Here is a 22,909-nt window from a genome sequence, read left to right as displayed (position 1 = left end):
ACGATGACAACTTTGTTGCGCTCTGCAATGGACCTTTCAGCTGCACTCGCGGCGGAGGTCCGCAGTAAGAAGTAGACGGTTCGTGCCTGGCTCGGTGCGGACCGAGACAGGAGAAATGTGGCCAAGGTCCGCGTACATGAGCTTGCTAAAGAGCTCGGTATTACTTCCAAAGATGCAGTAACCAAACTGCAGGAACTGGGCGAATTCGTTCGCTCTGCCTCTTCCACCATTGAGGCCCCCGTTGTGAGGAAACTCCGCAACGCGTTCCCCGACGCAGCAGCAGCTTCGAAGTCCGAAGCGCCTGCGTCCGCCCCCAAGGCACCCGCCAGCCCCTCGGCAAACCGTCCGGCGCCCACGCCGGCTCCGGCTGCACCCACAGCGCCGGCGGCTGCGGAAACCAAGACTGAAGCTCCGGCTCCGGCAGCAGCTGCTCCGGCACCCGCTGCCGCCGCGGCAGCCCCGACGGCGGCTCCGGCCGCCCCGGCAGCTCCCGCCGCCCAGGCTCCGGCTGCGCCCTCCACGGGCGCCAAGCCCGGCGCACGTCCGGCACCCAAGGCGGAAACCCCGGCTGCTCCGGCACGCCAGGGTGGCTCGGCACCCCGCCCGGGCGGTCCCCGTCCCGGCAACAACCCGTTCGCGACGTCCCAGGGCATGCCCCGGGGCCGCGGCGGCGACAACGAACGTCCCTCGCGTCCGGGTAACAACCCGTTCGCTCCTTCCCAGGGCATGCCGCGTCCGGGCGGAAGCCGCACCGAGGGCGACCGCCCCGGCGGTCCCCGTCCCGCAGCAGGCGCTGGTGGTCCCCGTCCGGGTGCTCCCCGCACCGGCGGCGCTCCGGGTGCACGTCCGGGCGCACCGCGTCCGGCCGGCGCAGCTGGCGCTGGCCGTCCGGCAGGGGCCGGCGGAAACCGCCCGACTCCCGGCATGATGCCGAACCGCACCGAACGGCCCGCACCCGCTGGGGCAGGCCGTCCCGGTGGCGGAGCCCGCGGCCCGGGCCGTCCGGGTGGCGCTCCAGGTACCGGTGCTCCCGGCACCGGTGGCGGCGCTCCGGCCGGCGGTGGCTTCGGCAAGGGTGGCCGCGGTCGCGGTGGCACCCAGGGTGCTTTCGGTAAGGGCGGCGCAGGCCGTGGCAAGCAGCGCAAGTCGAAGCGTGCCAAGCGCCAGGAACTCGAGCAGATGAGTGCTCCGTCGCTCGGTGGCGTCAGTGTGCCCCGCGGCGACGGCAACACCGTAGTCCGGCTTCGCCGTGGCTCGTCCATCACGGACTTCGCCGACAAGATCGAGGCGAACCCCGCCGCACTGGTGACAGTCCTCTTCCACCTCGGCGAAATGGCTACCGCCACGCAGTCGCTGGATGAAGAGACCTTCGCCCTCCTGGGCGAGGAGCTTGGCTACAAGCTCCAGGTCGTGTCCCCGGAGGATGAGGAGCGCGAGCTGCTCTCCGGTTTCGACATCGACTTCGACGCCGAGCTGGAAGCCGAGGGCGATGAGGAACTCGAGGCACGTCCTCCGGTTGTCACCGTCATGGGTCACGTTGACCACGGTAAGACCCGCCTGCTCGATGCCATCCGCAAGTCCGACGTTATGGCGGGCGAGCACGGCGGCATCACGCAGCACATCGGTGCTTACCAGGTCACGCACGCTCACGAAGGTATCGATCGCAAGATCACCTTCATCGATACTCCGGGCCACGAGGCGTTCACCGCCATGCGTGCCCGTGGTGCGAAGGTCACTGACATCGCCATCCTGGTGGTCGCAGCGGACGACGGCGTAATGCCGCAGACCGTTGAAGCCCTCAACCACGCGCAGGCGGCCAACGTGCCGATCGTCGTGGCCGTGAACAAGATCGACAAGGAAGGCGCCAACCCGGAAAAGGTCCGCGGCCAGCTGACCGAGTACGGTCTGGTTCCGGAAGAGTACGGTGGCGACACCATGTTCGTGGAGGTCTCTGCCCGCCAGAACCTCAACATCGACGAGCTGCTCGAGGCCGTTCTGCTCACCGCAGACGCAGCCCTGGACATGCGCGCCAACCCGAACAAGGACGCCCGCGGTATCGCGATTGAAGCCAACCTGGACAAGGGCCGCGGTGCAGTTGCCACCGTCCTGGTTCAGTCCGGCACCCTGCATGTCGGCGACACCATCGTGGCAGGCACGGCCCATGGCCGCGTCCGTGCGATGTTCGACGACGACGGCAGCGCCCTGACCGAGGCCGGCCCGTCCCGCCCCGTGCAGGTCCTGGGTCTGTCCAACGTCCCGCGCGCCGGTGACACCTTCTTCGTGACCGCTGACGAGCGCACTGCCCGCCAGATCGCCGAGAAGCGTGAAGCTGCCGACCGTAACGCTGCCCTGGCCAAGCGCCGCAAGCGCATCAGCCTGGAAGACTTCGACCAGGCCGTCGCCGATGGCAAGATCGACACCCTCAACCTCATCCTCAAGGGTGACGTGTCCGGTGCCGTGGAAGCCCTCGAAGACGCGCTGCTCAAGATCGACGTCGGCGAGGGTGTCCAGCTCCGCGTTATCCACCGCGGTGTCGGTGCGATCACGCAGAACGACGTCAACCTGGCTACGGTCGACAGCGCCGTCATCATCGGCTTCAACGTCAAGCCCGCCGAGCGTGTTGCCGAACTGGCAGACCGCGAAGGCGTGGACATGCGCTTCTACTCCGTCATCTACGCAGCAATTGATGACATTGAGGCAGCCCTCAAGGGCATGCTCAAGCCGGAGTACGAAGAGGTCCAGCTTGGCACTGCCGAGGTCCGCGAAGTGTTCCGTTCCTCCAAGTTCGGCAACATTGCAGGCTCGATCGTCCGCTCGGGTGTTATCCGACGCAACGCGAAGGCCCGTGTCAGCCGCGACGGCAAGGTCATCGGTGACAACCTCACCGTTGAGACGCTCAAGCGCTTCAAGGACGACGCCACCGAGGTCCGCACGGACTTCGAGTGTGGTATCGGTCTTGGCTCGTTCAACGACATCAACGAGGGTGACACCATCGAGACCTTCGAGATGCGCGAAAAGCCGCGCGTCTAGTCTGAAGCCTGGTGCATAAAAGGTGCGGGGCCGTTGGGTTTTTCCCGGCGGCCCCGCCCCTTCGCCGGACGGTTTTCGATCTTCGATCGCAAACCGTCCGGCTCCGGCAGGCCCGATGCCACTCCCAGGCCGCCGGAAAAAACCCAACGGGTCGGTCGTAGACTCGCTTTAGGCGCGTGGCATTAAAACCCAACGTGTGTACACAGACCGCCATCGCGCCGTCGTACATCCAAAATTTTAGGAGTGGAAATGGCTGATCCCGCACGGGCTGCCAAGTTGGCGCAGCGGATTAAGGTTGTTGTTGCTGAGGCCCTGGGCCGGAGGGTCAAGGATCCCCGGCTTGAGGGCGTCACTGTTACCGATGCGCGTGTGACCAATGATCTGCAGCACGCCACGGTCTACTACACCGTGTTCGGTGACCAGCTGGTCCAGGCCGAGGCTGCCAAGGGGCTTGAGAAAGCCAAGGGCGTGCTGCGGCAGGAAGTCGGGCGGAACATCACCGTGCGGCTGACCCCGACCCTGGAGTTCGTGGCGGACCAGATCCCGGTCAACGCCTCCAACCTGGAGGAACTGCTCCGGGCTGCGAAGAAGCGCGACGCCGAGGTGGCCGCACTCGCTGCCAGCGCCAAGCACGCCGGCGACGCGGACCCCTACAAGAGCGATACTCCGCAGGACGTGGAGCTCGACGAGGACGACTTCGACGAAGAGGACCTGGACCTCATCGACGAAGGCGACGTCGACGAGGACAGCAACAAGTAGTCCGGCAACAGCGAAGCACTACACGGAAATGGCCGGCCCCGGCAGGGGACCGGCCATTCCTGTCTGGCAGCAGCGCTGTCCCGGTCAGGACTTGCTTGCCCCGTCATGGTGGCCGTCCCGCAGATTCAGGTACATCACCTGGCCGTCGGGCGGCCCCGCCGGCCCGGGCAGGGCGTTGACCGTGGCATAAAGGGTGTTTCCGCGGAGGTCCACGTCGGCCGCGAATCCGGCCGCGAGCACCACCGTCTGGTCGCCCGAGTCCGGGTCGATCTTGAGCACGCCTTCGCCGAACAGCGAGGCAACATAAAGCCCGCCGCCGTCGTCGAGGGCGAGTCCCGTGGGTGTCATGATGTCATCCGCCACGAGCTTCACCTCGCCGTCGGCCGGATCCACCTTGAAGATCGCCCCGCGGGCGCCCAGGGCCGGATCTTCCGGTCCACCGGGGAGCGACGTGACGTACAGCCAGCCATCCGGCCCGACGGCGACATCGGTCGGAACGGCCTCGAAGTCATAGGTCGTTCCCACAACACAGGCGGGAAGCCCGTTCGAGGCCGCGGCTTCCGGGGTGATCTTGTAGGGCCGGGCCGGCAGCACCGCGACGGTCTCGGTCTCGCCGCTCCGGGTATCAACGGACACCACACTGTTCGCCCCGGCATCTGCGACGTAGATGGTCCCGTCGGTGACGGCGATGCCGTACGGATGCGAATCGACTTCACCCATGTAGCTGGCAGGCATATTGGCTGGCAGCTCGGCAGCGCAGCCCTCCGGCAGGTCACGGAAGCCGTACCGGGTATCGCCGTCGGAGTTCTCCTCCGTTTCCAGGGCGGCGAAATCGCCCAGCGTCAGCTGGCTTAAGTCCTCGTCGATGATGCGGACGTGGCCGGCCAGCTCAGCCGGGTGGGGTCCGGCGCCCTGGCTTTCCAGGAAATACGTCGTCCCACCCCGCTGGGCGTTGCCCGCAACGCTCCAGTCAGGGGATTCGTAGAGGACCGCCTGGTTCCCCTCGGAGTCGACCCGGGTCAGCCGGCCGGCAAAGGATTCGCTGACCGTGACCGAGCCGTGTCGCCCGGCGCTGACATGCAACGGACCCACCAGCCGGCCGGTGAGCAGAACCGGTGCCGCGTCTCCGGTGTCCCCTCCGGAGGGGACACCGGGGGCTGCGCCGGCAGCTGTCCCGGTCGAGAGGAACACGGCGGCGGTGGCGGCCGTGGCGAGCAATGACAATTTCTTTCTCATGGTTGGCTCCCGGGGCGAATGATGAAGTACCCACATCGTTTGAGACCCTTGAGACCCTTGAGACCGGTGTAGTGGCGGCCGGACTATGCACGGCGCCCCCCATAGCGGATATTAAGCCTTCCGAGACGCAAAGTCGATGCCCGCGCGGCAACCGCGGATCTTTCCTGGCGGACGGCGTTGCTGGCTATGATCGGACCATGGTCACGGCACCCTCAGCTTCGGACATCAACCGCTTCCTGGATCAGGCCATCCGGCTCGCCGCAGCCAACGTGGACGCCGGCGGCGGACCGTTCGGGGCGCTGGTGGTGACTCCCGACGGGCGGATCCACGAGGGCGTCAACCAGGTCACACGGGACAACGATCCCACTGCCCATGCCGAAGTGGTGGCCATCCGCTCGGCCGCGGCCGCGTCCGCCACCTTCGACCTCATCGGTGCCGTGCTCTATGCCAGCTGCGAACCGTGCCCGCTGTGCCTTGCAGCAGCCCTCTGGGCCCGCGTCGACCTGGTCTATTTCGCCGCGGACCGTCACGCGGCCGCGGCCGCCGGCTTCGACGATGCTCTGTTCTATGAGTACTTCGACGGCACCCGGCCCGAACTGATGCCGGTCCGGCAAACGGCCGTCCCGGCGTCGGAGGTTCCCTTCCAGGCCTGGCGCGGCAACCCGGACCGCATTGAATACTGAAAGCGGCCACCACGGCCTGGCCGGGGGACTTTGGACTCTATGCCCGCTCCGCGCGGGGGCGTCCCATGGAACCATGACTGCGGGCACTCGGGAAGGCGGCGGTCCATGAGTTCGGGCCTGATCACATGCCCCCAGTGCGGGAAAACCAACAGGATTCCGACGGCGGCTGCGGGCCATCCGCGCTGCGGCAACTGCCGCACGGACCTGCCCTGGATTGTCGACGCCGGCGATGCCGACTTCGCGGAGATCGCCGAACAGTCCTCAACGCCTGCCCTGATCGATTTTTGGGCTGCCTGGTGCGGTCCCTGCCGCATGGTCAGTCCCGTGCTGGACAAGCTGGCCCAGGAGCGGGCCGGCCGGGTCAAACTCGTCAAGGTCGACGTCGACAAGTCACCGGCGCTCTCACGGCGCTTCGACATCCAGGCGATTCCGACCATGCTGCTGATCAGGGACGGCAAAGTGGTCGCCCGGCAGGCGGGCGCCCCGCCGGCGGCGGCCCTGCGCCAATGGCTGGACGGCGCCCTCGCGGCGGGCAAACCGTGACCGTCCCACGGGCGAGATGGAGGAAGCAATGACCGAGATACTGCGCTACGAAGTGGGTTCCGGGACGGTGCTGGTCGAGGCCGCGGATAGCAGCTTCGGCGTCGAACGCCCCTCCCGGAACGAGCAGGGAATCACCGACGCCGGGCGGCGGCTGGAGGACGCCCTCGCCGCCATCCGCCCGGCGGCCAACGCGGCCGCGGAGGTCCTGAAGGAAGTCGGCGCGGAACACCTGGAGCTTCAATTCGGCGTGAAGCTGGCCGGTGAGGCGGGGGCCATCATCGCGCAGAACTGCTCCGACGCCCACTTCATCGTCAAGCTGTCCTTCTCCCACACGCCTCCGGCGCAATTGTCGCCGGAGGAAGAGATCATGCTGTGAAGCCGTCCCGCCCAGGGGAGTGAGCAGTGCCACGGGGCCGCGCCGTCAGCGGCGCCTGCTCCGCGCGCCCCGGGCGCCCAGGCCTCCCAGGAAGGGCGAGCCAACCCCCAGCAGGAAGCCGAAGTCGTACCAGTTTCCGGCGCGGGCCGTGTTGTAAAACGGGAACTCACTCCACTGTCCGAAGACATGCACGATCAACACAATCCACGCCGTGAGCCCGTTCCAGATGCCCCATAACAAGTCCTGCCACCACATGACAACCTCCCTGACGAACCCCGACACGCCAGTCCCGGAACGGTGCGCCCCGCGACGCACGCGATGACTGCGTGCTGGGCTCAGGTTAGGCGCTGCGGTGCCGTGGCGGTAGGGGACAGAGACCCAGTGGCCGGGGTGTCAGCCGTCAGCTGTGGCCCGGGCCGGGAGGCGTCCGAGGCCTTCGACCAGATCAGCCTGGCTGCTGCAGAGCGCAATCCGGATCCAGCCCTCGCCGATCGAGCCGAACGCGGTGCCGGGGGCAAAGGACACCCCGGACTCGGCCAGGAAGCGGCGGACCCAGGACCGCACGTCCCCGCCGCTGACGTGCGACACATCCGCCCAGAGGTAGAAGGCCCCCTGCGCGTTAAGGAACGGGATCCCTTTGTACGCCAGGACGGCCGAGGCGGCGTCGCGGTTGGCCCGGTAGTGCGCGTGGGCGTGGCTGACGTAGTCCTGCGGGCCCGTCAGCGCAGCCAGCGCCGCGTACTGCGAGGGCGAGGCGACGCAGGAGACGATCGCCTCCATCACGTTGTTCATCTTCTGTTCCAGGCCGGGCGGGCAGATCAACGCGCCGATCCGCAGCCCGGTCAGGCCGTAGGTCTTGGACAGCGTGAGCGAGGTGAAGACGCGGGCCTCGCCCGGGACGTCGCTGTCGAAGCGGGCAGGGCTCACATGCGGGACGTCATACGTGAACGCCTCATAGCATTCGTCGGAGATGATCCACAGATCGTGCCGGACGGCCATCGCCACCAGGCTGCGGGTGAGCTCCTCGCCCAGCACGGCGCCCAGCGGGTTGGACGGCGAATTGAGGATCAGCACCTTGGTCCGCGGCGTGATGAGCTCCTCGATGTCCGCGATCCGGGGCTGGAAGTCGTGCTCGGGATACAGCGGGTATTGCACCGGGACAGCGTGCAACAGGCTGGACGTCATGGCAAAGGTCGGGTAGCCCGGATTGGGGATCAGGATTTCGTCACCGGGGGAGAGCAGCAGGCTCATCGCGAAATGCAGGCCCTGCTGGGCGCCGTCGACGACATAGACGCGGTCCGCCCCGACCGGCGTCGCATTGTGCTCCCGGAACCTGGCCGCGAAAGCCTCGCGCAGGGCCGGGATGCCGGCGTTCGGAGTGTAGTTCGTTTCGTCGCGGTCCAGGCAGGCCATCCCGGCTTCGAGGATATGGCGGGGGACGGCGAAACCCGGTTCGCCGATGCTCAACACGACCGCGCCCGGGGTTACCCAGGCGGCTTCGGTGATTTCGCGGATCTGGTTGATGGGGACGTCGCGGACGTGGGCGGCAAGCTCGGGCATGTCTGCCATCCTAACCGGCGCAGATATACTGGGGAGCGTGCTTTCTGGACTGGTAATAGTGGACAAGCCGCAAGGCTGGACCAGCCACGATGTGGTTGGACGGATGCGGCGGCTCGCCGGTACCCGAAAGGTGGGTCACGCCGGAACCCTGGATCCGATGGCCACGGGCGTTCTGGTGGTCGGCATCAACAAGGCCACCCGGCTGCTCACCTACATTGTGGGCACCTCCAAGACGTATACGGCCACCATCCGGCTCGGCGAATCAACCGTGACGGACGACGCCGAAGGCGAGGTCACTGCGACGCACAGCGCCGCCGCGGTCACCGAGGAAGCCGTCCGGGCCGGCGTCGCCGCCCTGACCGGTGAGATCCAGCAGGTTCCCAGCAGCGTCAGTGCCATCAAGGTCAACGGGGAGCGCGCCTACGCCCGGGTCCGCTCCGGCGAAGAGGTCAAGCTGGCCGCGCGTCCGGTCACCATCCACCGCTTCGAGGTCCACGGCCTCCGTCCGGTGCGCGACGGCGACGCGCTGGACGTGGACGTGACCGTGGAATGTTCCTCCGGCACCTACATCCGGGCCCTTGCCCGCGACCTCGGCGAGGCGCTCGGCGTCGGCGGTCATCTGACGGCCCTGCGCCGGACCCAGGTGGGCCCCTACACGCTGGACCAGGCCCGCACCCTGGAACAGCTCGCCGAAGAGCTGGACGTGCTGGAAATGTCCCAGGCCGCCCGGGCACTCATGCCCAACCGTGAACTCAGCGACGAGGAAACCACCGAGATTTCCTTCGGCCGCAGGATCGCCGCGGGTTCGGCCGCCGGCACAGCGGGCGCAGCCACGCCGGAGAATCCGGCCGCCGGTTTCGCCCCGGACGGGACCCTCGTGGCCCTGCTCGCTGACAAGGGGAGCTACGCGAAACCGGTGCTGGTGTTCGCGCCGGATAATGAGAAACGCGCGCCCAAACAGCCGACGGCGGAACAGCAGGCCGGGCAGTAGTGGACGCGTATTTCTACATCATCCTTGTCGTCGGCCTGGTCTCCACCGTCATCTGCCTGGTCGCCGGCATCCTCAAGAAGGCCCCGAACGACACGACGATCCTCTCGGTGGCCGCCGTCGAACTGTCCCTGCTGGTCTATCTGGTCGGTTCGATCGTCCGGGTCGCGGGCGGGGAACAGATGGCGGGGGAGCCGTGGGAGTTCTGGGGTTACCTGCTGACGGCCCTCCTGCTGCCGGTGGGCGCGGTGTACTGGGCCATCCTGGAACGCACCCGCTGGAGCAACTTCGTGCTGGCCGCCGTCGGCGTCACCGCCCTGGTGATGGCGGCCCGAATGAATCAGATTTGGTACTGACGTGGAAGAGGCAGACAACGTGACCGCGAAACCTTCGCACAAGGACATCGGAACAACGCCGGCCCCGGCTGGCGGTCCGGCTGCCGGCCCGGCGACGGCCCCGGCGGCGAAAGACACGCGCAACACCGGCCCCGGCCGGCTGCTGATCGCTGTCTACGCCGTGTTCGCGATTTCCGCAACGGCCCGGGCGGGATTCCAGATCCTCACGAAGTTCTCCGAAGCCCCCTTGGCGTATCTGCTCTCGGCGTTCGCCGCCGTCGTCTATCTGGTGGCGACAGTGTCCCTCGCGAAGTCCGGCCGCACCTGGTTCAAGGTCTCCGTTTCGGCGGTCCTCGTGGAACTGGTGGGTGTGCTGGTGGTCGGCGCGCTGAGCATGTTCGACTCGGTCAACTTCCCGCATGAGACCGTCTGGTCCCTGTTTGGCCGCGGTTACGCGTTTATCCCGCTGCTGCTGCCGATCCTGGGCCTCATCTGGCTGTACCGCCGCCGTCCCGCGCCGAAGCAGGCCTGAGTGTCCTAGTCCGCGGGCTGGTCCAGTTCCTGGAACACCGTGAGTTGGAGCCCTGCCGGGCCGTTCAGCCTGGAGTTCACGGACCGCCACGGTGTTTGCCGTGGCTCCGCGATGAGGGTGCCGCCGGCCGCCACGAGGTTCCGCGTGGCGGCTTCCGCGTCCTCAACCTCGAAGGCGACCCGGATCCTGGCGCTCGGCTGACCGTCGGCTTCCACCTGGTCGATGTACCGGACCTGCGCCGGATTGGAGAGCTCCAGGCTGGCGCGGCCAGCTTCCAGGATCGTGATGCGTGCTTCACCCTCGCTCGGGACAACCTCACGTTCCACGAGGCCCAGGACGTCGCGGTAGAAGGTCAGGGCGGCGTCGTAGTCCTCCGTCTCGATGACGAGGCGCAGCTGCCGGACAGGTGGCGGGGTGTGATTTTCGCTCATACCCGAACCTTAGGACGGACTGTTCCCGTGCGGAATGCCCGCCATCCCCAACCTCCGCGCCGGCCCCGTCGTGGGATCAGTCCGTCCCGGCGTCGGGCCCCAATAGTCTGCGTCGGAGGCCCGGCCAGGCGGCTCCGAAGCCGGGATGCAATTCCTTGTCGCCGACAAGCTCAACCGGCACCCACTGCAGCTCCAGGCTTTCAGGGTCGCTGATCTCCGGTTCGAACGCCTCCACAACCCCGACTGCGACCGTGGTGTAGGTCCAGTAGCCGACGTCGAACACCGAGGTGAACAGGACACGGACGTTTTCCGGCGGGACGGCAGCTTCTTCCTTGGCCTCGCGCAGAGCGCCGTGGACTGCTTCTTCGCCTTGGTGCAGGGCTCCGCCCGGGAGTCCCCAAGTGCCGCCCTGATCGCTCCACAGGGCGCGGTGCTGGAGCAGGATGCCCTTGGCGGGGTCGTGGACGAGGAGACCCGCCGAGCCAAATCGGCCCCAGAACCGTCCGCGGTCGCCTTCAACCCAGGCGTCACCGGGGTCTCGGGGTCCGTGGGGGCGGCGCAGCTCGATGGGGAGCTCGTGGCTTTCTGCCGCGGGGGGCTGTTCTTCGTTGGGCCGTGCGTCGTTGGGCCGTGCGTTGTGGGGGAGGGCCGGGCTGGAGGTCGGGGCAACAGGGCTGTCCATGCCTCCAGTTTCCCATGACACTGCCCGTACCGGCCGGAGTGTGACTCCGCGGGGCCGGCCATGGCGCCCAAAGCCCCAGCTGTCGAGGCGGCACCGCTGCAGCCGTAGAAATCGTGGCTCGACGAATCTTTCCGATTCAAGATGGGAGTCAGATGGATCGGGCTTTTCGGCTTGCGTTGCAACGGGCTGCATGGACAGTCACGCCGACACTGACAACCAAGCTAAGGAACAGCGCAAGGAAGCCGGCAGCGGCGGCGACAAAGTAGCTTGCCGGATCAGGCACCGTATCGACCAACGGCTCCATATAGACCCAAATGGTGGCACCGGCACTCACACCAAGGATTGCGATCATGCCAGTCAGGAGCCACGCGGCAACAGCAAGAATAACCATATTCATACTCCCCAACTTTGGACTTTCGCCTTATAAGCACACACCTCAACGCCAAGCCGCTGAAAACCCCGGACTAAAGGTAGCGCATAGTGGCCAGCATTGCTTTGAGCTGGCTGTATTGCTGGGTTTTCATCCATGCTTTTGCACTCTCCAGGGAGTTGAATGCAGGTGTGCCAAATTCAACATAAGCTTCGGCGGCCCCATTTCCTACAATGCGAACATAGCTACCGGAAGTACCTTCGCCGTTAGTGACAAGCGCTGCGCCCATGTTGCCCATGCGGTAGAAAACCAAGTGGTCCACAGGATTCTCATACTTAATGAAGGCAAAAACTGTGTCTCCGTCCCTCGCCGGGAAGTTCGGGACCGGCTGAGTGTCCAGAACTGTCAGTAGTGATGGTCCTGCTGCCCCGCCGCCGTATCCACCGCTTGAGATGACTGAAACCTTGTTGCCTTTTTCATCGTAGATGTGAGCTTCTACTGATTTTGCCTTATCTGTTTCATTCACATAGTCAAGGTACGGACCTTGCTGGGTTTTGATGGTCCAGTTGCCAGGGTGCTCAAGGGCAGGAGCCACAGGAGCCACTGTTGGTTCTACTACTGCCGAAAGGCTGGGTGTCGGCGTTGTGGTTACGGCAGGAGCTGCTGTGGCCGTCGCAGTAACAGTCTCAGTCGCAGTGAACGAGGTGAAGGGAGATGCTGACGGGGCTGCTTCTTGCTTGCCAGGCGCACAGGCAGAAAGAGTAAGACTTAACGCAAGAGCAATGAGTGATGCATTTCGGACAGAGCTGGCCTGGTACTTCATGTTTATTTTTATCCCCCAGTGGTTTCTACGAAGGCAAGTGTAGCCATTCATTCTTGTAGTTTCCGGCGCACCCGCTTTGGTTACATGAAACACGAAAGACTTATTTCTATTTTTCAATCAGTGAGCTCACGCCCAGCAGGACGCGCAGGAGTCTGGCCTTGCCGGATCGTTGAGGCCGGGGAAACCGTGCACCTTTACCGGGCAGCCGGGCCCCGAAAATGTCACAGCCTCGTGATGGAATTTATCCATGGAAGCCAGCGAAGAATTCATTCCGGTACAGGCCACCCGGCCTGACGGTGTGATCCTCCCCGGTGTTCCCCGGCTCATGTCCGTCCCGCGCCAGCCGGAGGACGTGGACTGCGCTCTCGATGGGGCGCTTGCACTGCTGCGCAGTTCAAACGGGACGGCGATCGCCCAGGCGGCGCTGTTCGGAGCGGCAGAAGCCGCGGACTTCGCCGGCCGCGTGGAGGAGTTATCCCGCATGGTCGACTACTGGCAGCTTGTGGCCGCGGCGGCGGTCGACCGGACCCGAAGCCAGGCAGCGGCTGAAGCCAGGACTGCCGCCGCGAAGTGTGGTTCTGACGCGCCGGCCGGCTGGCTCACCGGCTGGAATACGGAAGCGAGTGCGCAGAAAAGTACTCCGTCCGAGCCCACCTGGAACGCGCCGGAAGGCGCTGATCCTTCCACAGGATGGTTGGACGACGGGTATCGCAACACCGCGGAATTCCTGCGGGCGCGGTTGCGGATCAGTGCCCCGGAAGCCCGACGCCGGCTGGCCCTCGTCGCGGACGTCCTGCCGCGCACGGGCCTGTCGGGCCAGCCCCTGCCGGCCGTCAAAGAAGAGCTCGCGGCCGTGGTTGCTGCCGGCGGCGTCGCCACACGGGCGGCGACCATTATCAGCATTTCCCTGGACCGGGTTCGCCACGTGGCCACACCCGAGGATGCCGCCCGGATGGAGCATGCCCTCACCCGGACGGCCGTCGAGAATGACCAGGACTTCCTGACCCGGATCGCCAAACGCTGGACGGACGCCTTGGACCAGGACGGCGAGGAGCCCAGTGAGCAGGAATTGCGCCAGCGCCAGGGTGCCTTCATACGCCGGGCATACCGTGGACTGCAGCATCTGGAAATTTTCGCCACGACCGACCAGTTCGAACACTTGCTGACGGTCATGAACACTGCCACCAACCCGCGGACCGGCGTTGGATCCGGTCCCGATGCCGACATGGGCACCGCGGCCCAGGCCGGCGAAGACGCTAAGTCGCCCCCCGATGCCGACGCCGATGCCGATGCCGATGCCGATGCTGGTGCCGCCGCCGTCGGCGGCGCTGCCGAAGACGCGGCCGCTGCGGAGCGGCTGGATCAGCGCACCCGGCCGCAGCGGCTTCTCGACGGCCTCGTCGGTGCCTGCAAAGTAGCCCTCGCCGCCGGAGACCTGCCCGCTGCGGGAGGGCTGCGCCCACAGGTGATGGTCACCATTGACTACCGCGAACTGCTGGAACGGCTCGGGGGCGCCGACGCGGAGACACGCGCCCCTGGCTCCAGCGCCGGGACGCTGATGTTCACCGGCCCCATCACAGCCTCCACCGTGCGCAAGATCGCCTGCGACGCCGACATCATCCCCATAGTGCTGGGGGGTGTTGGCCGGATCCTCGACATCGGCCGCGCAGCCCGGGTCTTCCCGCCGCACATCCGCAAGACCATCATCGCGCGGGACGGGGGCTGTGCCTTTCCCCAGTGCACCATCCCCGCGCCCTGGTGCGAGGCCCACCACATCAACTACTGGTCCCGCGGCGGGAGCACTGGAACCGGCAACGGAGCGCTGCTCTGCTCCCATCACCATCACCTAATCCACAAGGAACAGTGGTCCATTCAGATGAGAAGCGGCGTTCCATGGTTCATACCGCCTCCGCACCTCGATCCGCGCCGGGTGCCACGGAGAAAGCGCTACTTCCGGCTGGAGTGAGGCTGAGGGTTCTGCCTTGGATGAAAGTGGAGCCCTGAGCTTTGCGGCTAGCGGAACTGCGCAAAGACGCGTACCGGTTCAGGCCGGACATCCGAGCCCTCGGTGTAGCCGAGGGCCTCGTAGAAGGTACGCTGCCCGGGTTCGTTGTCGGTGATCACCACAAACTGCCGGACGTGCTGGTACCGCGTCTGCACAGCTTCCAGGAGCCCGCGCCCGGCACCTGATTTCTGGAACGCCGGGTCCACGAGAGGTGCTAGCCTGGCGCCGACGCGCACCAGCCGGCCGAACCTGGATGGAGCCGTATCAAGGGGGAGGATCCATGAACTCAACAGACTCGGCCGACATGTACCGCAAGCCACCCCGCTGGGTGCTGGACAGTGCCTATGGAGTGTGGCGGGACGTTGTCTTGCCTCGGGCGGAGCTCGTCGTCGGACTGGACTATCCGCGCTGGCTCTCGCTGGCCCGGCTGGCGCGCCGCTCCGTGCGGCGGGCTGTGACCCGGGAACCTGTCTGCAACGGGAACCGTGAGACCTTTGCCAGGCTCTTCGTCCACGACTCGATCATCCGGTGGCATTTCCGGTCGTTCACGCGGAAACGGCAGGTGATGCGCAGCCTCCACGCAGATGCTGCGATGCCCCCGTGGTCCTGTTCCAGCGTCCCCGCCAGCTCGACGCCTGGCTCGCGGAGCTGTCAGCCACGGGCGCCGTGCCCGGGCGGGCCGAAAGCCTCTGACCGGACGACGGCCGACACGGCCTACGCTGGATTCATGGCTGGACTCAAGGCTCCACGGGAGTTGCGGAAGGCGGAACGTGCTTCCCTGCTGCGGGCCGTGAAAGCATTCCACACCTTTGCCTGGTTCACGATCGAGGCCTGCATGGTCTATGTCCTGTATGCCGGTGCCCGGGGCCGCACCGACAGGAGGGTGGGCCTGGCCGCGGGCGTGGTTACGGCCGAGACCCTGGTTTTTGCCGCCAACGGCTTTCACTGCCCGCTTACCGCCGTGGCCAAGGACCTGGGCGACGAGACGGGCTCTGTCACCGACATCTATCTGCCGCGGTGGTTCGCAAGGAACCTCCCGGGGATCCACGTTCCCTTGATCCTGGCCGCCGTGCTGCTGCACTGGCGGAACCACCGCGCCGCCGGCCACACCACTGCCCGCTGCGGACGCTGATGTGGGCCGCTAACCGGCAACGGTGGCCGGCGCCAGCGATCCGTCGGCGCCGGCCCGGCAATCAACGCAGGCCCGTGGACTATTTCTTCCCGAACAGCCCGCCCAGGATCCCGCCGAGGCCGCCGTCGTCGTTTTTCTTATCCACCGGCTGGCTCTCCGGGAGGTCGACGTCGATCACCTCACCGGGGCGCGGGGCGCCGCCGGTCTGCTGCCCCTGCGGGTACGCCTGCGGCTCCAGCGTGGAGTCCCGCCGCGCATCAGGAACCGCGTCCGGCACGGCTGCCGGCGACGACGGCTGGCCGCCGCCGAGCAGCCCGCCCAGCAGATCGCCGAGCCCGCCCATCCCGCCAGCGCCACCGGCAGCAGCGCCACCGGCGCCGCCCAGGATCCCGCCCAGAATTCCGCCGAGATCAATGCCACCCGCGCCGCCGGATCCGCCCGCACCGCCGGCCCCGGAGGACTGCCCGCGGCCCCCGAGGACCTTGTTCGCAAGGTAGGACATCACGATCGGGGCGAGGATCGGCAGCAGCTTCTTCATCAGGTCCCCACCCACGCCGCCGAGCTGGGACGTCCCGGCCAGCTGGCTGGCGACCTGGTCCTGCTGCCCGCCGAAGACGTGGCTCACGATCTTTTCACCGTCCGCGGTGTCCACCTGCGAGACATCGACCCCGCCCTCCAGCAGCCCGTCCTGGTGCTGGCCGAGCGCGGACTCCAGCGAGGCGGCGCCGTCGGATGCCTGTGCATTGTTCTGCATGCCGGCCAGCAGCGTGGGCACGGCGGCCTCCACTGCGGCCTGGGCGGTCTGCCGGTCGGTGCCGAGCAGGCCGGCAATCTGGTCCACCGGGATCTGCCGCAGGATGTCGTGGAGCTCGGTCATGGGGTACTCCTTCAGCCGCAGGTCAGTGCGGGCCTCGCTGGAAACGGCGCCTGCGCAGGCGCCGCCGGACTGTTTGCCCTTGCATCGTAGTCCGGGCGTCGTGAACGGGAAAGGACGCCGCCCGGGGCGGGGCAGCGTCGTCCGAGCCTGGCCGCGTTTACGGGTAATCTAAAAGGGTTCCGGAGCAGGCAGGATTCTCCGGAGGCGCACATGGCAGGCAGCAAAAGGCGAGGTTGATGGTCCACATCTGGAACGATCCGTCCGAAGTCCCCGCGGACTTTGGTCCTTCCGTCGTTACCTTCGGCAACTTCGACGGTGTGCACCGCGGCCACCAGCAGGTGCTCTCGCAGCTCATCCGCATCGCGCGCCTGAACCATGCGCGGGCCGTCGCCATCACCTTCGACCCGCATCCGGCGCAGGTCCACCGGCCCGAATCCGCCCCGGAACTGATCATGGGCCTGGAGGACAAGCTGGTCGCGCTCGGCGAACTCGGCCTCGACGCGGTGCTCGTCATGAAGTACTCCCTCGAACTGGCCAGCCTCACGCCCGAAGAATTCGTCGCCAACGTCCTGGTCGGCAGCCTTCAGGCCAGCCACGTCGTGATCGGCCACGACGCCCGGTTCGGCAGGGGCAACTCCGGCGACCTGGACACCATGCAGGAACTCGGCAGGAAGCTCGGGTTCGAGGTCCTGGTCATCAGCGAGTTCGGCTCCGAAGGATTCCCGCTGCACGGCGATCTGCACGACGACGGCGGCAAGGACCGCCGCTGTTCCTCCACCTGGGTGCGCGAGGCACTGCGCGAGGGCGACGTCGCCACTGCGGCCGCCGTCCTGGGCAGGTCGCACCGGATGCGCGGCGAGGTGGTCCACGGTGCCGCGCGTGGCCGCGACCTCGGCTTCCCGACCGCCAACCTCGCCTCCGACGCCAGCGGCTACATCCCGGCGGACGGCATCTACGCCGGCTGGCTCGTGGACCAGGCCGGTACGCGCTGGCCGGCGGCCATCTCCGTGGGCTCCAACCCCACCTTCAACGGCGTCAGCCGGCAGGTGGAGGCGCACGTGATCGACCGCCCGGAAGAGGCTGTCGAGGACTTCGATCTGTACGGCCAGACAGTAGTGGTGGAATTCGTCGCCCGGCTGCGGGGGATGGTGGCGTACCGTGGCCCTGAAGCGTTGGTGGACCAGATGCGCCTGGACGTGGTCCAGGCCCACAACATTCTGTTCGCGCGCTGAACCGCCAGGTTAAACCGCAGGGCTAAACCGCCGCGCCAAACGCGCGGCAGAACCGCGGGTCCGTGCGGGCAGTTTCGCCGGCGGGTCCGCGCAGTGAAGCACCGCCATTGGGCAAGGAAGGCAAGAAACGTGACGATCGAGAAAAACACCAGGGAGCTGGACAAGGATATTGTCCGGGACTTCAGCTCAAAGATGAGCTACGCGTCCTACCTGCAGCTGCCGACGCTCCTGAGCGCCCAGCAGCCGGTGAGCGCCCCGGAGCACCACGACGAGATGCTGTTCATCATCCAGCACCAGACCACGGAACTGTGGCTCAAGCTGGTCCTGCACGAACTCCGCAGCGCCGCCGCCTGGCTCCGCTCCGACGACCTCGGCTCGGCCCTGAAAGCGATCGCCAGGGTCAAGCACATCCAGAAAACCCTCACCGAGCAGTGGTCCGTGCTGGCCACCCTCACACCCACCGAGTACTCCCAGTTCCGGGGCTTCCTGGGCAACTCCTCCGGCTTCCAGTCCAGCCAGTACCGCGCGGTGGAGTTCCTGCTCGGCAACAAGAACCGCAAGATGCTGCCGGTGTTCGAGTCCGACCCCGAGGCCCACGCCATGCTGCTGGAGCTCCTCGAATCCCCGAGCATTTACGACGACTTCCTCGCCTACCTCAAACGCCAGGGCTTCGACGTTCCCGCTTCGCTGCTGGAGCGGGACGTCACCCAGGCGCACGAGTTCTGCGCCGAGCTTGTCCCGGTCTTCAAGTACATCTATGAGAACGCCGCGGACAACTGGGGCGCCTACGAGGCCTGTGAGGAACTCGTGGACCTTGAGGACAACTTCCAGCTCTGGCGCTTCCGGCACCTGCGCACGGTGCAGCGCACCATCGGTATGAAGTCCGGCACCGGCGGCTCCAGCGGCGCGGCTTTCCTGCAGAAAGCGCTTGAACTGACGTTCTTCCCGGAGCTCTTCGCCGTCCGGACGGAGATCGGCCAGTGAGCGCCCTTCAGCCGGAGACGGCGGGGCCCACGGCACAGGCCACCGCCGGCAACGACACAGCCCTGCTCCAGCGCGCCCGCGATCTGGACGCCGCCGACCCGCTGGCCGCCTACCGCGATCACTTCATCGGCACCGACACCGCCCTGTCCTACCTCGACGGCAACTCCCTGGGCCGCCCGCTCAAGCGCACCGTCACGGACATCAGCAGTTTCATCCAGGACAGCTGGGGCGGCCGGCTGATCCGCGGCTGGGACGAGGAATGGCTTGAGCTCCCGCAGGCCATCGGCGACCAGCTGGGCCGCGCCGTCCTCGGCGCCGCTCCGGGGCAGACCATCATCGCCGACTCCACCACGGTGGTGCTGTACAAGCTGATCCGGGCCGCGCTGGCCGCGGTCACGGACCCTGCACGCACCGAAATCGTGCTGGACACGGACAATTTCCCAACCGACCGCTACCTCGTCGAGGGCATCGCCCGCGAAGAGGGCCTCACTCTGCGCTGGATCGACGCCGATCCCTCCTCCGGCGTGACCGTCGAGCAGGTGCGGGCCGCCACCGGCCCGGCCACCGCCGTCGTGGTCCTGAGTCAGATCGCCTACCGTTCCGGGTTCCTCGCGGACCTGCCGGGCATCACTGCGGCCGTGCACGACGCCGGCGCGCTGGTGGTGTGGGACCTCTGCCATTCCGCCGGATCGGTGGAGATCGCCCTGGACGCGGCCGACGTCGACTTCGCCGCCGGCTGCACCTACAAGTACCTCAACGGGGGACCGGGCTCGCCTGCGTTCGCCTACGTCAACGCCCGGCACCTGCCGGGACTGCAGCAGCCGATCTGGGGCTGGATGGGCCGTAAGGACGCCTTCGAAATGGGGCCCGGCTATGAGGCCGCCCCGGGGATCCGCGGCTTCCTGAGCGGCACCCCCGCGATCTTCGGGATGCTCGCCATGCGCGGCACCCTGGACCTCATTGAGGAAGTGGGCATGGCCGCCGTCCGGGAGAAATCACGACTGTTGACCGCGTTTGCCGTCGAGCTCCACGACGCCTGGCTCGCCCCTGCGGGCGTTGAACTCTCGACGCCGCGGGAACCGGAACTGCGCGGCAGCCACATCACGGTGGACCACCCGGCGTTCCGGGAGATGACCGCGGCACTGTGGGAACAGGATGTCATTCCGGATTTCCGGGCGCCGCAGGGCATCCGGATCGGCCTGTCCCCGCTCAGCACATCCTTCACGGAGTTGTACGGCGGTTTGGCCGCCATCCACGAACGGCTGGCGGAGGGCCCTTCCGGGCAGCAGGACCAGCCGTTTCGACAAGATTAGCGGCGTGCCGGTAAACTAAACGTTGGATCCGGCTGCAGTCCGTGGCGGCTGGCTCTTGTTGTGTACGGGCAATCCTCCCTTCGGTGGGGAATCTCCGGCGCGGCACCCCCGGCAGTGCGTTACTGATTCGGGCCTCACGGCACATCTCTAGGAGTTATCGTGGCACTTGAAGCCGCTGTAAAGCAGTCCATCATCAAGGATTTCGCAACGTCCGAGGGCGACACCGGTTCGCCGGAGGTCCAGGTTGCAGTCCTGACTCAGCGGATCAAGGATCTCACTGAGCACATGAAGGTGCACAAGCACGATTACCACACCCAGCGCGGTCTGCTGGCCATGGTTGGTCGTCGCAAGCGCATGCTGACCTACCTCAAGAACACTGACATCACCCGCTACCGTGCGCTCATCGAGCGTCTCGGCCTGCGCCGCTAGTCAGCTTTAAGGGGCGGCCCCTTCCGTGACGGAAAGGGCCGCCTTCTTCAAACAAAAACTCAACAGGAGGATCAACCGCATCACGCATTCGCGGTCTTCGGTAGTGATCTCCGGGAACGGCTTCAAGGGATGAAGCCTTAGCCCGTGGGTCTCGATCGATGACCGGGTGCAGTGCAGGCCAGCCGACAGATGCTGGACTGGGTTGATGCGGCTGGACTCCGTGAACCATGAAACGGAGGTGACTCTCTATGGAGGGTCCCGAAATCCAGTTCTCAGAAGCAGTCATTGACAATGGCCGCTTCGGCAAGCGTGTAATCCGCTTTGAAACCGGCCGCCTTGCCAAGCAGGCAGCCGGCGCAGCGATGGTCTACATCGACGAAGAGACCGCGCTGCTGTCCGCCACCACCGCCGGCAAGCACCCGCGTGAAGGTTTCGACTTCTTCCCGCTGACCGTCGACGTCGAAGAGCGCATGTACGCCGCCGGCCGCATCCCGGGCTCGTTCTTCCGCCGCGAAGGCCGTCCCTCCACGGAAGCCATCCTGGCCTGCCGCCTGATGGACCGCCCGCTGCGCCCCGCCTTCGTCAAGGGCCTGCGCAACGAGGTCCAGATCGTCGTCACCGTGCTGTCCATCAACCCGGACGAGCTCTACGACGTAGTCGCGATCAACGCTTCCTCAATGTCCACCCAGCTCTCCGGCCTGCCCTTCTCCGGCCCGATCGGCGGCGTCCGCGTTGCCCTCATCGCCGACGAGCACGGCTCGCAGTGGGTTGCGTTCCCGAAGCACTCCCAGCTTGAGAACGCCGTCTTCAACATGGTCGTAGCCGGCCGGGTTGCAGGCGATGACGTCGCCATCATGATGGTTGAAGCCGAAGCCACCGACAACTCCTGGAACCTCATCAAGGAACAGGGCGCCACCGCCCCGACCGAAGAGGTTGTTTCCGAAGGCCTCGAGGCTGCCAAGCCGTTCATCAAGGCCCTCTGCGAAGCACAGTCCGACCTGGCAGCCCGCGCCGCCAAGCCGACCGTCGAGTTCCCGGTCTTCCTGGACTACCAGGACGACGTTTACGCCGCTGTGGAGTCCGCTGCCGCCGAGAAGCTGGCCGCTGTCTTCCAGATCGCCGACAAGCAGGAGCGCGACACCGCCTCCGACGAGCTCAAGGATGAGGTGACCTCTTCCCTCGCCGGCCAGTTCGAAGGCCGCGAGAAGGAGCTGTCGGCAGCCTTCCGCTCCGTCACCAAACAGGTTGTGCGCCAGCGCATCCTCAAGGACCAGATCCGCATCGACGGCCGCGGCCTGACGGACATCCGCCAGCTCACCGCCGAGGTTGAGGTTCTGCCCCGCGTCCACGGCTCGGCCATCTTCGAACGCGGCGAGACCCAGATCATGGGTGTCACCACGCTGAACATGCTGAAGATGGAACAGCAGATCGACTCGCTGTCTCCCGTGACGCGCAAGCGCTACATGCACAACTACAACTTCCCGCCGTACTCCACCGGCGAGACCGGCCGCGTCGGTTCCCCGAAGCGGCGCGAAATCGGCCACGGTGCCCTCGCAGAACGCGCCATCATGCCGGTGCTGCCGTCCCGCGAGGAATTCCCCTACGCGATCCGCCAGGTGTCTGAGGCTCTCAGCTCCAACGGTTCGACGTCGATGGGTTCCGTCTGCGCCTCCACGCTGTCCCTGCTCAACGCAGGCGTGCCGCTGAAGGCCGCTGTTGCCGGTATCGCCATGGGTCTGGTCTCCGACCAGGTCGATGGCCAGACCCGCTACGCCGCCCTGACCGATATCCTCGGCGCCGAAGATGCCTTCGGCGACATGGACTTCAAGGTCGCCGGTACCTCCGAGTTCGTCACGGCCATCCAGCTGGACACGAAGCTCGACGGCATCCCGGCCTCCGTCCTGGCAGCCGCCCTGAAGCAGGCCCGCGAAGCCCGCCTGCACATCCTGGACGTCCTGAACTCTGCAATCGACACCCCGGACGAGCTCTCCGAGTTCGCTCCGCGGGTCATTGCGGTCAAGATCCCGGTAGACAAGATCGGCGAGGTCATCGGCCCGAAGGGCAAGATGATCAACCAGATCCAGGAAGACACCGGAGCCGACATCTCGATCGAGGACGACGGAACTGTCTACATCGGCGCCACGAACGGCCCGTCTGCCGACGCAGCACGGTCCGCGATCAACGCCATCGCCAACCCGCAGATCCCGGAAATCGGTGAGCGCTACCTGGGTACGGTCGTCAAGACCACGACCTTCGGCGCCTTCGTTTCCCTGACTCCGGGCAAGGACGGTCTGCTGCACATCTCCGAGCTGCGCAAGATCGCCGGCGGCAAGCGCGTGGACAACGTCGAAGACGTCGTCTCCGTCGGCCAGAAGATCCAGGTGGAAATCACCAAGATCGATGACCGCGGCAAGCTCTCCCTCTCACCCGTTGTGGCTGACGAGGCAGGCTCCGAGGACGCCGACACCGCTGAGGTCTCCCTGGAGACCGCAGAGTAGTCTGAGCTGAAGCAAGGGGCGGGGCCGGTGGATTATCCACCGGCCCCGCCGCCGTTAACGGCGGCGGGGCCGGTGGCCGCCGTCGCAGCCG

At 66.5% G+C, this 22,909-nt stretch carries 24 protein-coding genes; 15 read left to right on the top strand and 9 right to left on the bottom strand.

Annotated elements, in window-relative coordinates:
* The first annotated feature begins 117 nt into the window (after positions 1 to 117).
* Positions 118 to 3,030 (top strand): translation initiation factor IF-2, encoded by a 2,913-nt coding sequence (infB, locus tag ABIB29_RS16015; protein ID WP_354173790.1) that lies wholly within the window; start codon positions 118 to 120, stop codon positions 3,028 to 3,030.
* A gap of 249 nt (positions 3,031 to 3,279) precedes the next feature.
* A complete protein-coding gene (rbfA, locus tag ABIB29_RS16010) occupies positions 3,280 to 3,789 on the top strand; it encodes a 30S ribosome-binding factor RbfA (protein WP_354173789.1) in 510 nt (169 codons plus the stop codon).
* 84 nt (positions 3,790 to 3,873) lie between these two features.
* Here rbfA and ABIB29_RS16005 read toward each other — a convergent pair whose 3' ends face one another.
* Positions 3,874 to 5,025 (bottom strand): ScyD/ScyE family protein, encoded by a 1,152-nt coding sequence (locus tag ABIB29_RS16005; protein WP_354173788.1) that lies wholly within the window; start codon positions 5,023 to 5,025, stop codon positions 3,874 to 3,876.
* Between the two features lie 197 nt (positions 5,026 to 5,222).
* On the opposite strand from ABIB29_RS16005, the gene ABIB29_RS16000 reads away from it, so the two are divergent.
* The 3 genes from ABIB29_RS16000 to ABIB29_RS15990 all read left to right on the top strand — a co-directional run bounded on the left by ABIB29_RS16000 (position 5,223) and on the right by ABIB29_RS15990 (position 6,627).
* A complete protein-coding gene (locus tag ABIB29_RS16000; RefSeq protein ID WP_354173787.1) occupies positions 5,223 to 5,708 on the top strand; it encodes a nucleoside deaminase in 486 nt (161 codons plus the stop codon).
* 105 nt (positions 5,709 to 5,813) lie between these two features.
* Positions 5,814 to 6,251: a thioredoxin gene (gene trxA / locus ABIB29_RS15995; RefSeq protein WP_354173786.1), complete on the top strand. Its 438-nt coding sequence runs from the start codon at positions 5,814 to 5,816 to the stop codon at positions 6,249 to 6,251.
* A gap of 28 nt (positions 6,252 to 6,279) precedes the next feature.
* Entirely contained in the window at positions 6,280 to 6,627 is a 348-nt protein-coding gene (locus ABIB29_RS15990; protein WP_354173785.1) for a CU044_2847 family protein, read from the top strand.
* Between the two features lie 45 nt (positions 6,628 to 6,672).
* Here the strand turns inward: ABIB29_RS15990 and ABIB29_RS15985 are convergent, their stop codons facing one another.
* The gene (locus ABIB29_RS15985) at positions 6,673 to 6,882 is read right to left on the bottom strand and encodes a hypothetical protein (RefSeq protein WP_354173784.1); all 210 of its coding nucleotides are present in this window, start codon (positions 6,880 to 6,882) and stop codon (positions 6,673 to 6,675) included.
* Between the two features lie 138 nt (positions 6,883 to 7,020).
* On the bottom strand, positions 7,021 to 8,187 hold the full coding sequence (locus tag ABIB29_RS15980) for a pyridoxal phosphate-dependent aminotransferase (protein ID WP_354173783.1): 1,167 nt from the start codon (positions 8,185 to 8,187) through the stop codon (positions 7,021 to 7,023).
* Between the two features lie 37 nt (positions 8,188 to 8,224).
* Here ABIB29_RS15980 and truB point away from each other — a divergent pair, with 37 nt between their 5' ends.
* From truB to ABIB29_RS15965, 3 genes are read left to right on the top strand one after another with little or no spacing between them, the layout of a single operon-like run.
* A complete protein-coding gene (gene truB / locus ABIB29_RS15975) occupies positions 8,225 to 9,178 on the top strand; it encodes a tRNA pseudouridine(55) synthase TruB (protein WP_354173782.1) in 954 nt (317 codons plus the stop codon).
* Entirely contained in the window at positions 9,178 to 9,531 is a 354-nt protein-coding gene (locus tag ABIB29_RS15970; protein WP_354173781.1) for a hypothetical protein, read from the top strand. Before truB ends, ABIB29_RS15970 begins: the two co-directional genes overlap by 1 nt.
* A gap of 46 nt (positions 9,532 to 9,577) precedes the next feature.
* On the top strand, positions 9,578 to 10,042 hold the full coding sequence (locus ABIB29_RS15965) for a hypothetical protein (RefSeq protein ID WP_354173873.1): 465 nt from the start codon (positions 9,578 to 9,580) through the stop codon (positions 10,040 to 10,042).
* Positions 10,043 to 10,047: 5 nt separating this feature from the next.
* Here the strand turns inward: ABIB29_RS15965 and ABIB29_RS15960 are convergent, their stop codons facing one another.
* From ABIB29_RS15960 to ABIB29_RS15945, 4 genes are all read right to left on the bottom strand, one after another.
* A complete protein-coding gene (locus ABIB29_RS15960; RefSeq protein ID WP_354173780.1) occupies positions 10,048 to 10,473 on the bottom strand; it encodes a VOC family protein in 426 nt (141 codons plus the stop codon).
* Between the two features lie 76 nt (positions 10,474 to 10,549).
* Positions 10,550 to 11,041, bottom strand: a complete 492-nt coding sequence (locus tag ABIB29_RS15955; RefSeq protein ID WP_354173872.1) for an NUDIX domain-containing protein — start codon at positions 11,039 to 11,041, stop codon at positions 10,550 to 10,552.
* A gap of 262 nt (positions 11,042 to 11,303) precedes the next feature.
* A complete protein-coding gene (locus ABIB29_RS15950; RefSeq protein WP_354173779.1) occupies positions 11,304 to 11,552 on the bottom strand; it encodes a hypothetical protein in 249 nt (82 codons plus the stop codon).
* 67 nt (positions 11,553 to 11,619) lie between these two features.
* Positions 11,620 to 12,348 carry a hypothetical protein gene (locus ABIB29_RS15945; RefSeq protein WP_354173778.1) on the bottom strand — a complete coding sequence of 243 codons (729 nt, stop codon included), beginning with the start codon at positions 12,346 to 12,348 and terminating at the stop codon, positions 11,620 to 11,622.
* A 247-nt stretch (positions 12,349 to 12,595) separates the two neighbouring features.
* Between ABIB29_RS15945 and ABIB29_RS15940 the strand changes: the two genes are divergently transcribed.
* Positions 12,596 to 14,314, top strand: a complete 1,719-nt coding sequence (locus ABIB29_RS15940) for an HNH endonuclease signature motif containing protein (RefSeq protein ID WP_354173777.1) — start codon at positions 12,596 to 12,598, stop codon at positions 14,312 to 14,314.
* Between the two features lie 47 nt (positions 14,315 to 14,361).
* Here ABIB29_RS15940 and ABIB29_RS15935 read toward each other — a convergent pair whose 3' ends face one another.
* On the bottom strand, positions 14,362 to 14,559 hold the full coding sequence (locus ABIB29_RS15935) for a GNAT family N-acetyltransferase (protein WP_354173776.1): 198 nt from the start codon (positions 14,557 to 14,559) through the stop codon (positions 14,362 to 14,364).
* A 74-nt stretch (positions 14,560 to 14,633) separates the two neighbouring features.
* Here ABIB29_RS15935 and ABIB29_RS15930 point away from each other — a divergent pair, with 74 nt between their 5' ends.
* A complete protein-coding gene (locus tag ABIB29_RS15930; RefSeq protein ID WP_354173775.1) occupies positions 14,634 to 15,485 on the top strand; it encodes a P-loop NTPase family protein in 852 nt (283 codons plus the stop codon).
* A gap of 79 nt (positions 15,486 to 15,564) precedes the next feature.
* Here ABIB29_RS15930 and ABIB29_RS15925 read toward each other — a convergent pair whose 3' ends face one another.
* Positions 15,565 to 16,362, bottom strand: a complete 798-nt coding sequence (locus ABIB29_RS15925) for a DUF937 domain-containing protein (protein WP_354173774.1) — start codon at positions 16,360 to 16,362, stop codon at positions 15,565 to 15,567.
* A gap of 236 nt (positions 16,363 to 16,598) precedes the next feature.
* Here ABIB29_RS15925 and ABIB29_RS15920 point away from each other — a divergent pair, with 236 nt between their 5' ends.
* From ABIB29_RS15920 to ABIB29_RS15900, 5 genes are all read left to right on the top strand, one after another.
* Positions 16,599 to 17,594 carry a bifunctional riboflavin kinase/FAD synthetase gene (locus ABIB29_RS15920; RefSeq protein ID WP_354173773.1) on the top strand — a complete coding sequence of 332 codons (996 nt, stop codon included), beginning with the start codon at positions 16,599 to 16,601 and terminating at the stop codon, positions 17,592 to 17,594.
* Between the two features lie 129 nt (positions 17,595 to 17,723).
* Positions 17,724 to 18,578, top strand: a complete 855-nt coding sequence (gene kynA / locus ABIB29_RS15915) for a tryptophan 2,3-dioxygenase (RefSeq protein WP_354173772.1) — start codon at positions 17,724 to 17,726, stop codon at positions 18,576 to 18,578.
* A 62-nt stretch (positions 18,579 to 18,640) separates the two neighbouring features.
* The gene (locus tag ABIB29_RS15910; RefSeq protein ID WP_354173871.1) at positions 18,641 to 19,891 is read left to right on the top strand and encodes a kynureninase; all 1,251 of its coding nucleotides are present in this window, start codon (positions 18,641 to 18,643) and stop codon (positions 19,889 to 19,891) included.
* 159 nt (positions 19,892 to 20,050) lie between these two features.
* Positions 20,051 to 20,320 (top strand): 30S ribosomal protein S15, encoded by a 270-nt coding sequence (gene rpsO, locus ABIB29_RS15905; protein ID WP_226760651.1) that lies wholly within the window; start codon positions 20,051 to 20,053, stop codon positions 20,318 to 20,320.
* Between the two features lie 248 nt (positions 20,321 to 20,568).
* Positions 20,569 to 22,818: a polyribonucleotide nucleotidyltransferase gene (locus ABIB29_RS15900; RefSeq protein WP_354173771.1), complete on the top strand. Its 2,250-nt coding sequence runs from the start codon at positions 20,569 to 20,571 to the stop codon at positions 22,816 to 22,818.
* Positions 22,819 to 22,909: the final 91 nt, after the last annotated feature.

Source organism: Arthrobacter sp. UYEF36 (assembly GCF_040547025.1).
In the GTDB taxonomy this organism is placed as follows: Bacteria; Actinomycetota; Actinomycetes; order Actinomycetales; family Micrococcaceae; genus Arthrobacter.
The sequence above is the reverse complement of the archived record's forward strand: the minus strand, read 5'-3'. Positions and strand labels throughout refer to the sequence as shown.

Excerpts from the sequence above, each read along its gene's own strand:
- ABIB29_RS16005 (WP_354173788.1), bottom strand. The coding sequence starts at position 5,025 with ATGAGAAAGAAATTGTCATTGCTCGCCACGGCCGCCACCGCCGCCGTG.
- ABIB29_RS16000 (WP_354173787.1), top strand. The coding sequence starts at position 5,223 with ATGGTCACGGCACCCTCAGCTTCGGACATCAACCGCTTCCTGGATCAG.
- ABIB29_RS15960 (WP_354173780.1), bottom strand. The coding sequence starts at position 10,473 with ATGAGCGAAAATCACACCCCGCCACCTGTCCGGCAGCTGCGCCTCGTC.
- ABIB29_RS15925 (WP_354173774.1), bottom strand. The coding sequence starts at position 16,362 with ATGACCGAGCTCCACGACATCCTGCGGCAGATCCCGGTGGACCAGATT.
- ABIB29_RS15940 (WP_354173777.1), top strand. The coding sequence starts at position 12,596 with ATGGAAGCCAGCGAAGAATTCATTCCGGTACAGGCCACCCGGCCTGAC.
- ABIB29_RS15990 (WP_354173785.1), top strand. The coding sequence starts at position 6,280 with ATGACCGAGATACTGCGCTACGAAGTGGGTTCCGGGACGGTGCTGGTC.
- ABIB29_RS15950 (WP_354173779.1), bottom strand. The coding sequence starts at position 11,552 with ATGAATATGGTTATTCTTGCTGTTGCCGCGTGGCTCCTGACTGGCATG.
- ABIB29_RS15985 (WP_354173784.1), bottom strand. The coding sequence starts at position 6,882 with ATGTGGTGGCAGGACTTGTTATGGGGCATCTGGAACGGGCTCACGGCG.
- trxA (WP_354173786.1), top strand. The coding sequence starts at position 5,814 with ATGAGTTCGGGCCTGATCACATGCCCCCAGTGCGGGAAAACCAACAGG.
- ABIB29_RS15980 (WP_354173783.1), bottom strand. The coding sequence starts at position 8,187 with ATGCCCGAGCTTGCCGCCCACGTCCGCGACGTCCCCATCAACCAGATC.
- rbfA (WP_354173789.1), top strand. The coding sequence starts at position 3,280 with ATGGCTGATCCCGCACGGGCTGCCAAGTTGGCGCAGCGGATTAAGGTT.
- ABIB29_RS15920 (WP_354173773.1), top strand. The coding sequence starts at position 16,599 with ATGGTCCACATCTGGAACGATCCGTCCGAAGTCCCCGCGGACTTTGGT.
- ABIB29_RS15900 (WP_354173771.1), top strand. The coding sequence starts at position 20,569 with ATGGAGGGTCCCGAAATCCAGTTCTCAGAAGCAGTCATTGACAATGGC.
- ABIB29_RS15930 (WP_354173775.1), top strand. The coding sequence starts at position 14,634 with ATGAACTCAACAGACTCGGCCGACATGTACCGCAAGCCACCCCGCTGG.
- ABIB29_RS15945 (WP_354173778.1), bottom strand. The coding sequence starts at position 12,348 with ATGAAGTACCAGGCCAGCTCTGTCCGAAATGCATCACTCATTGCTCTT.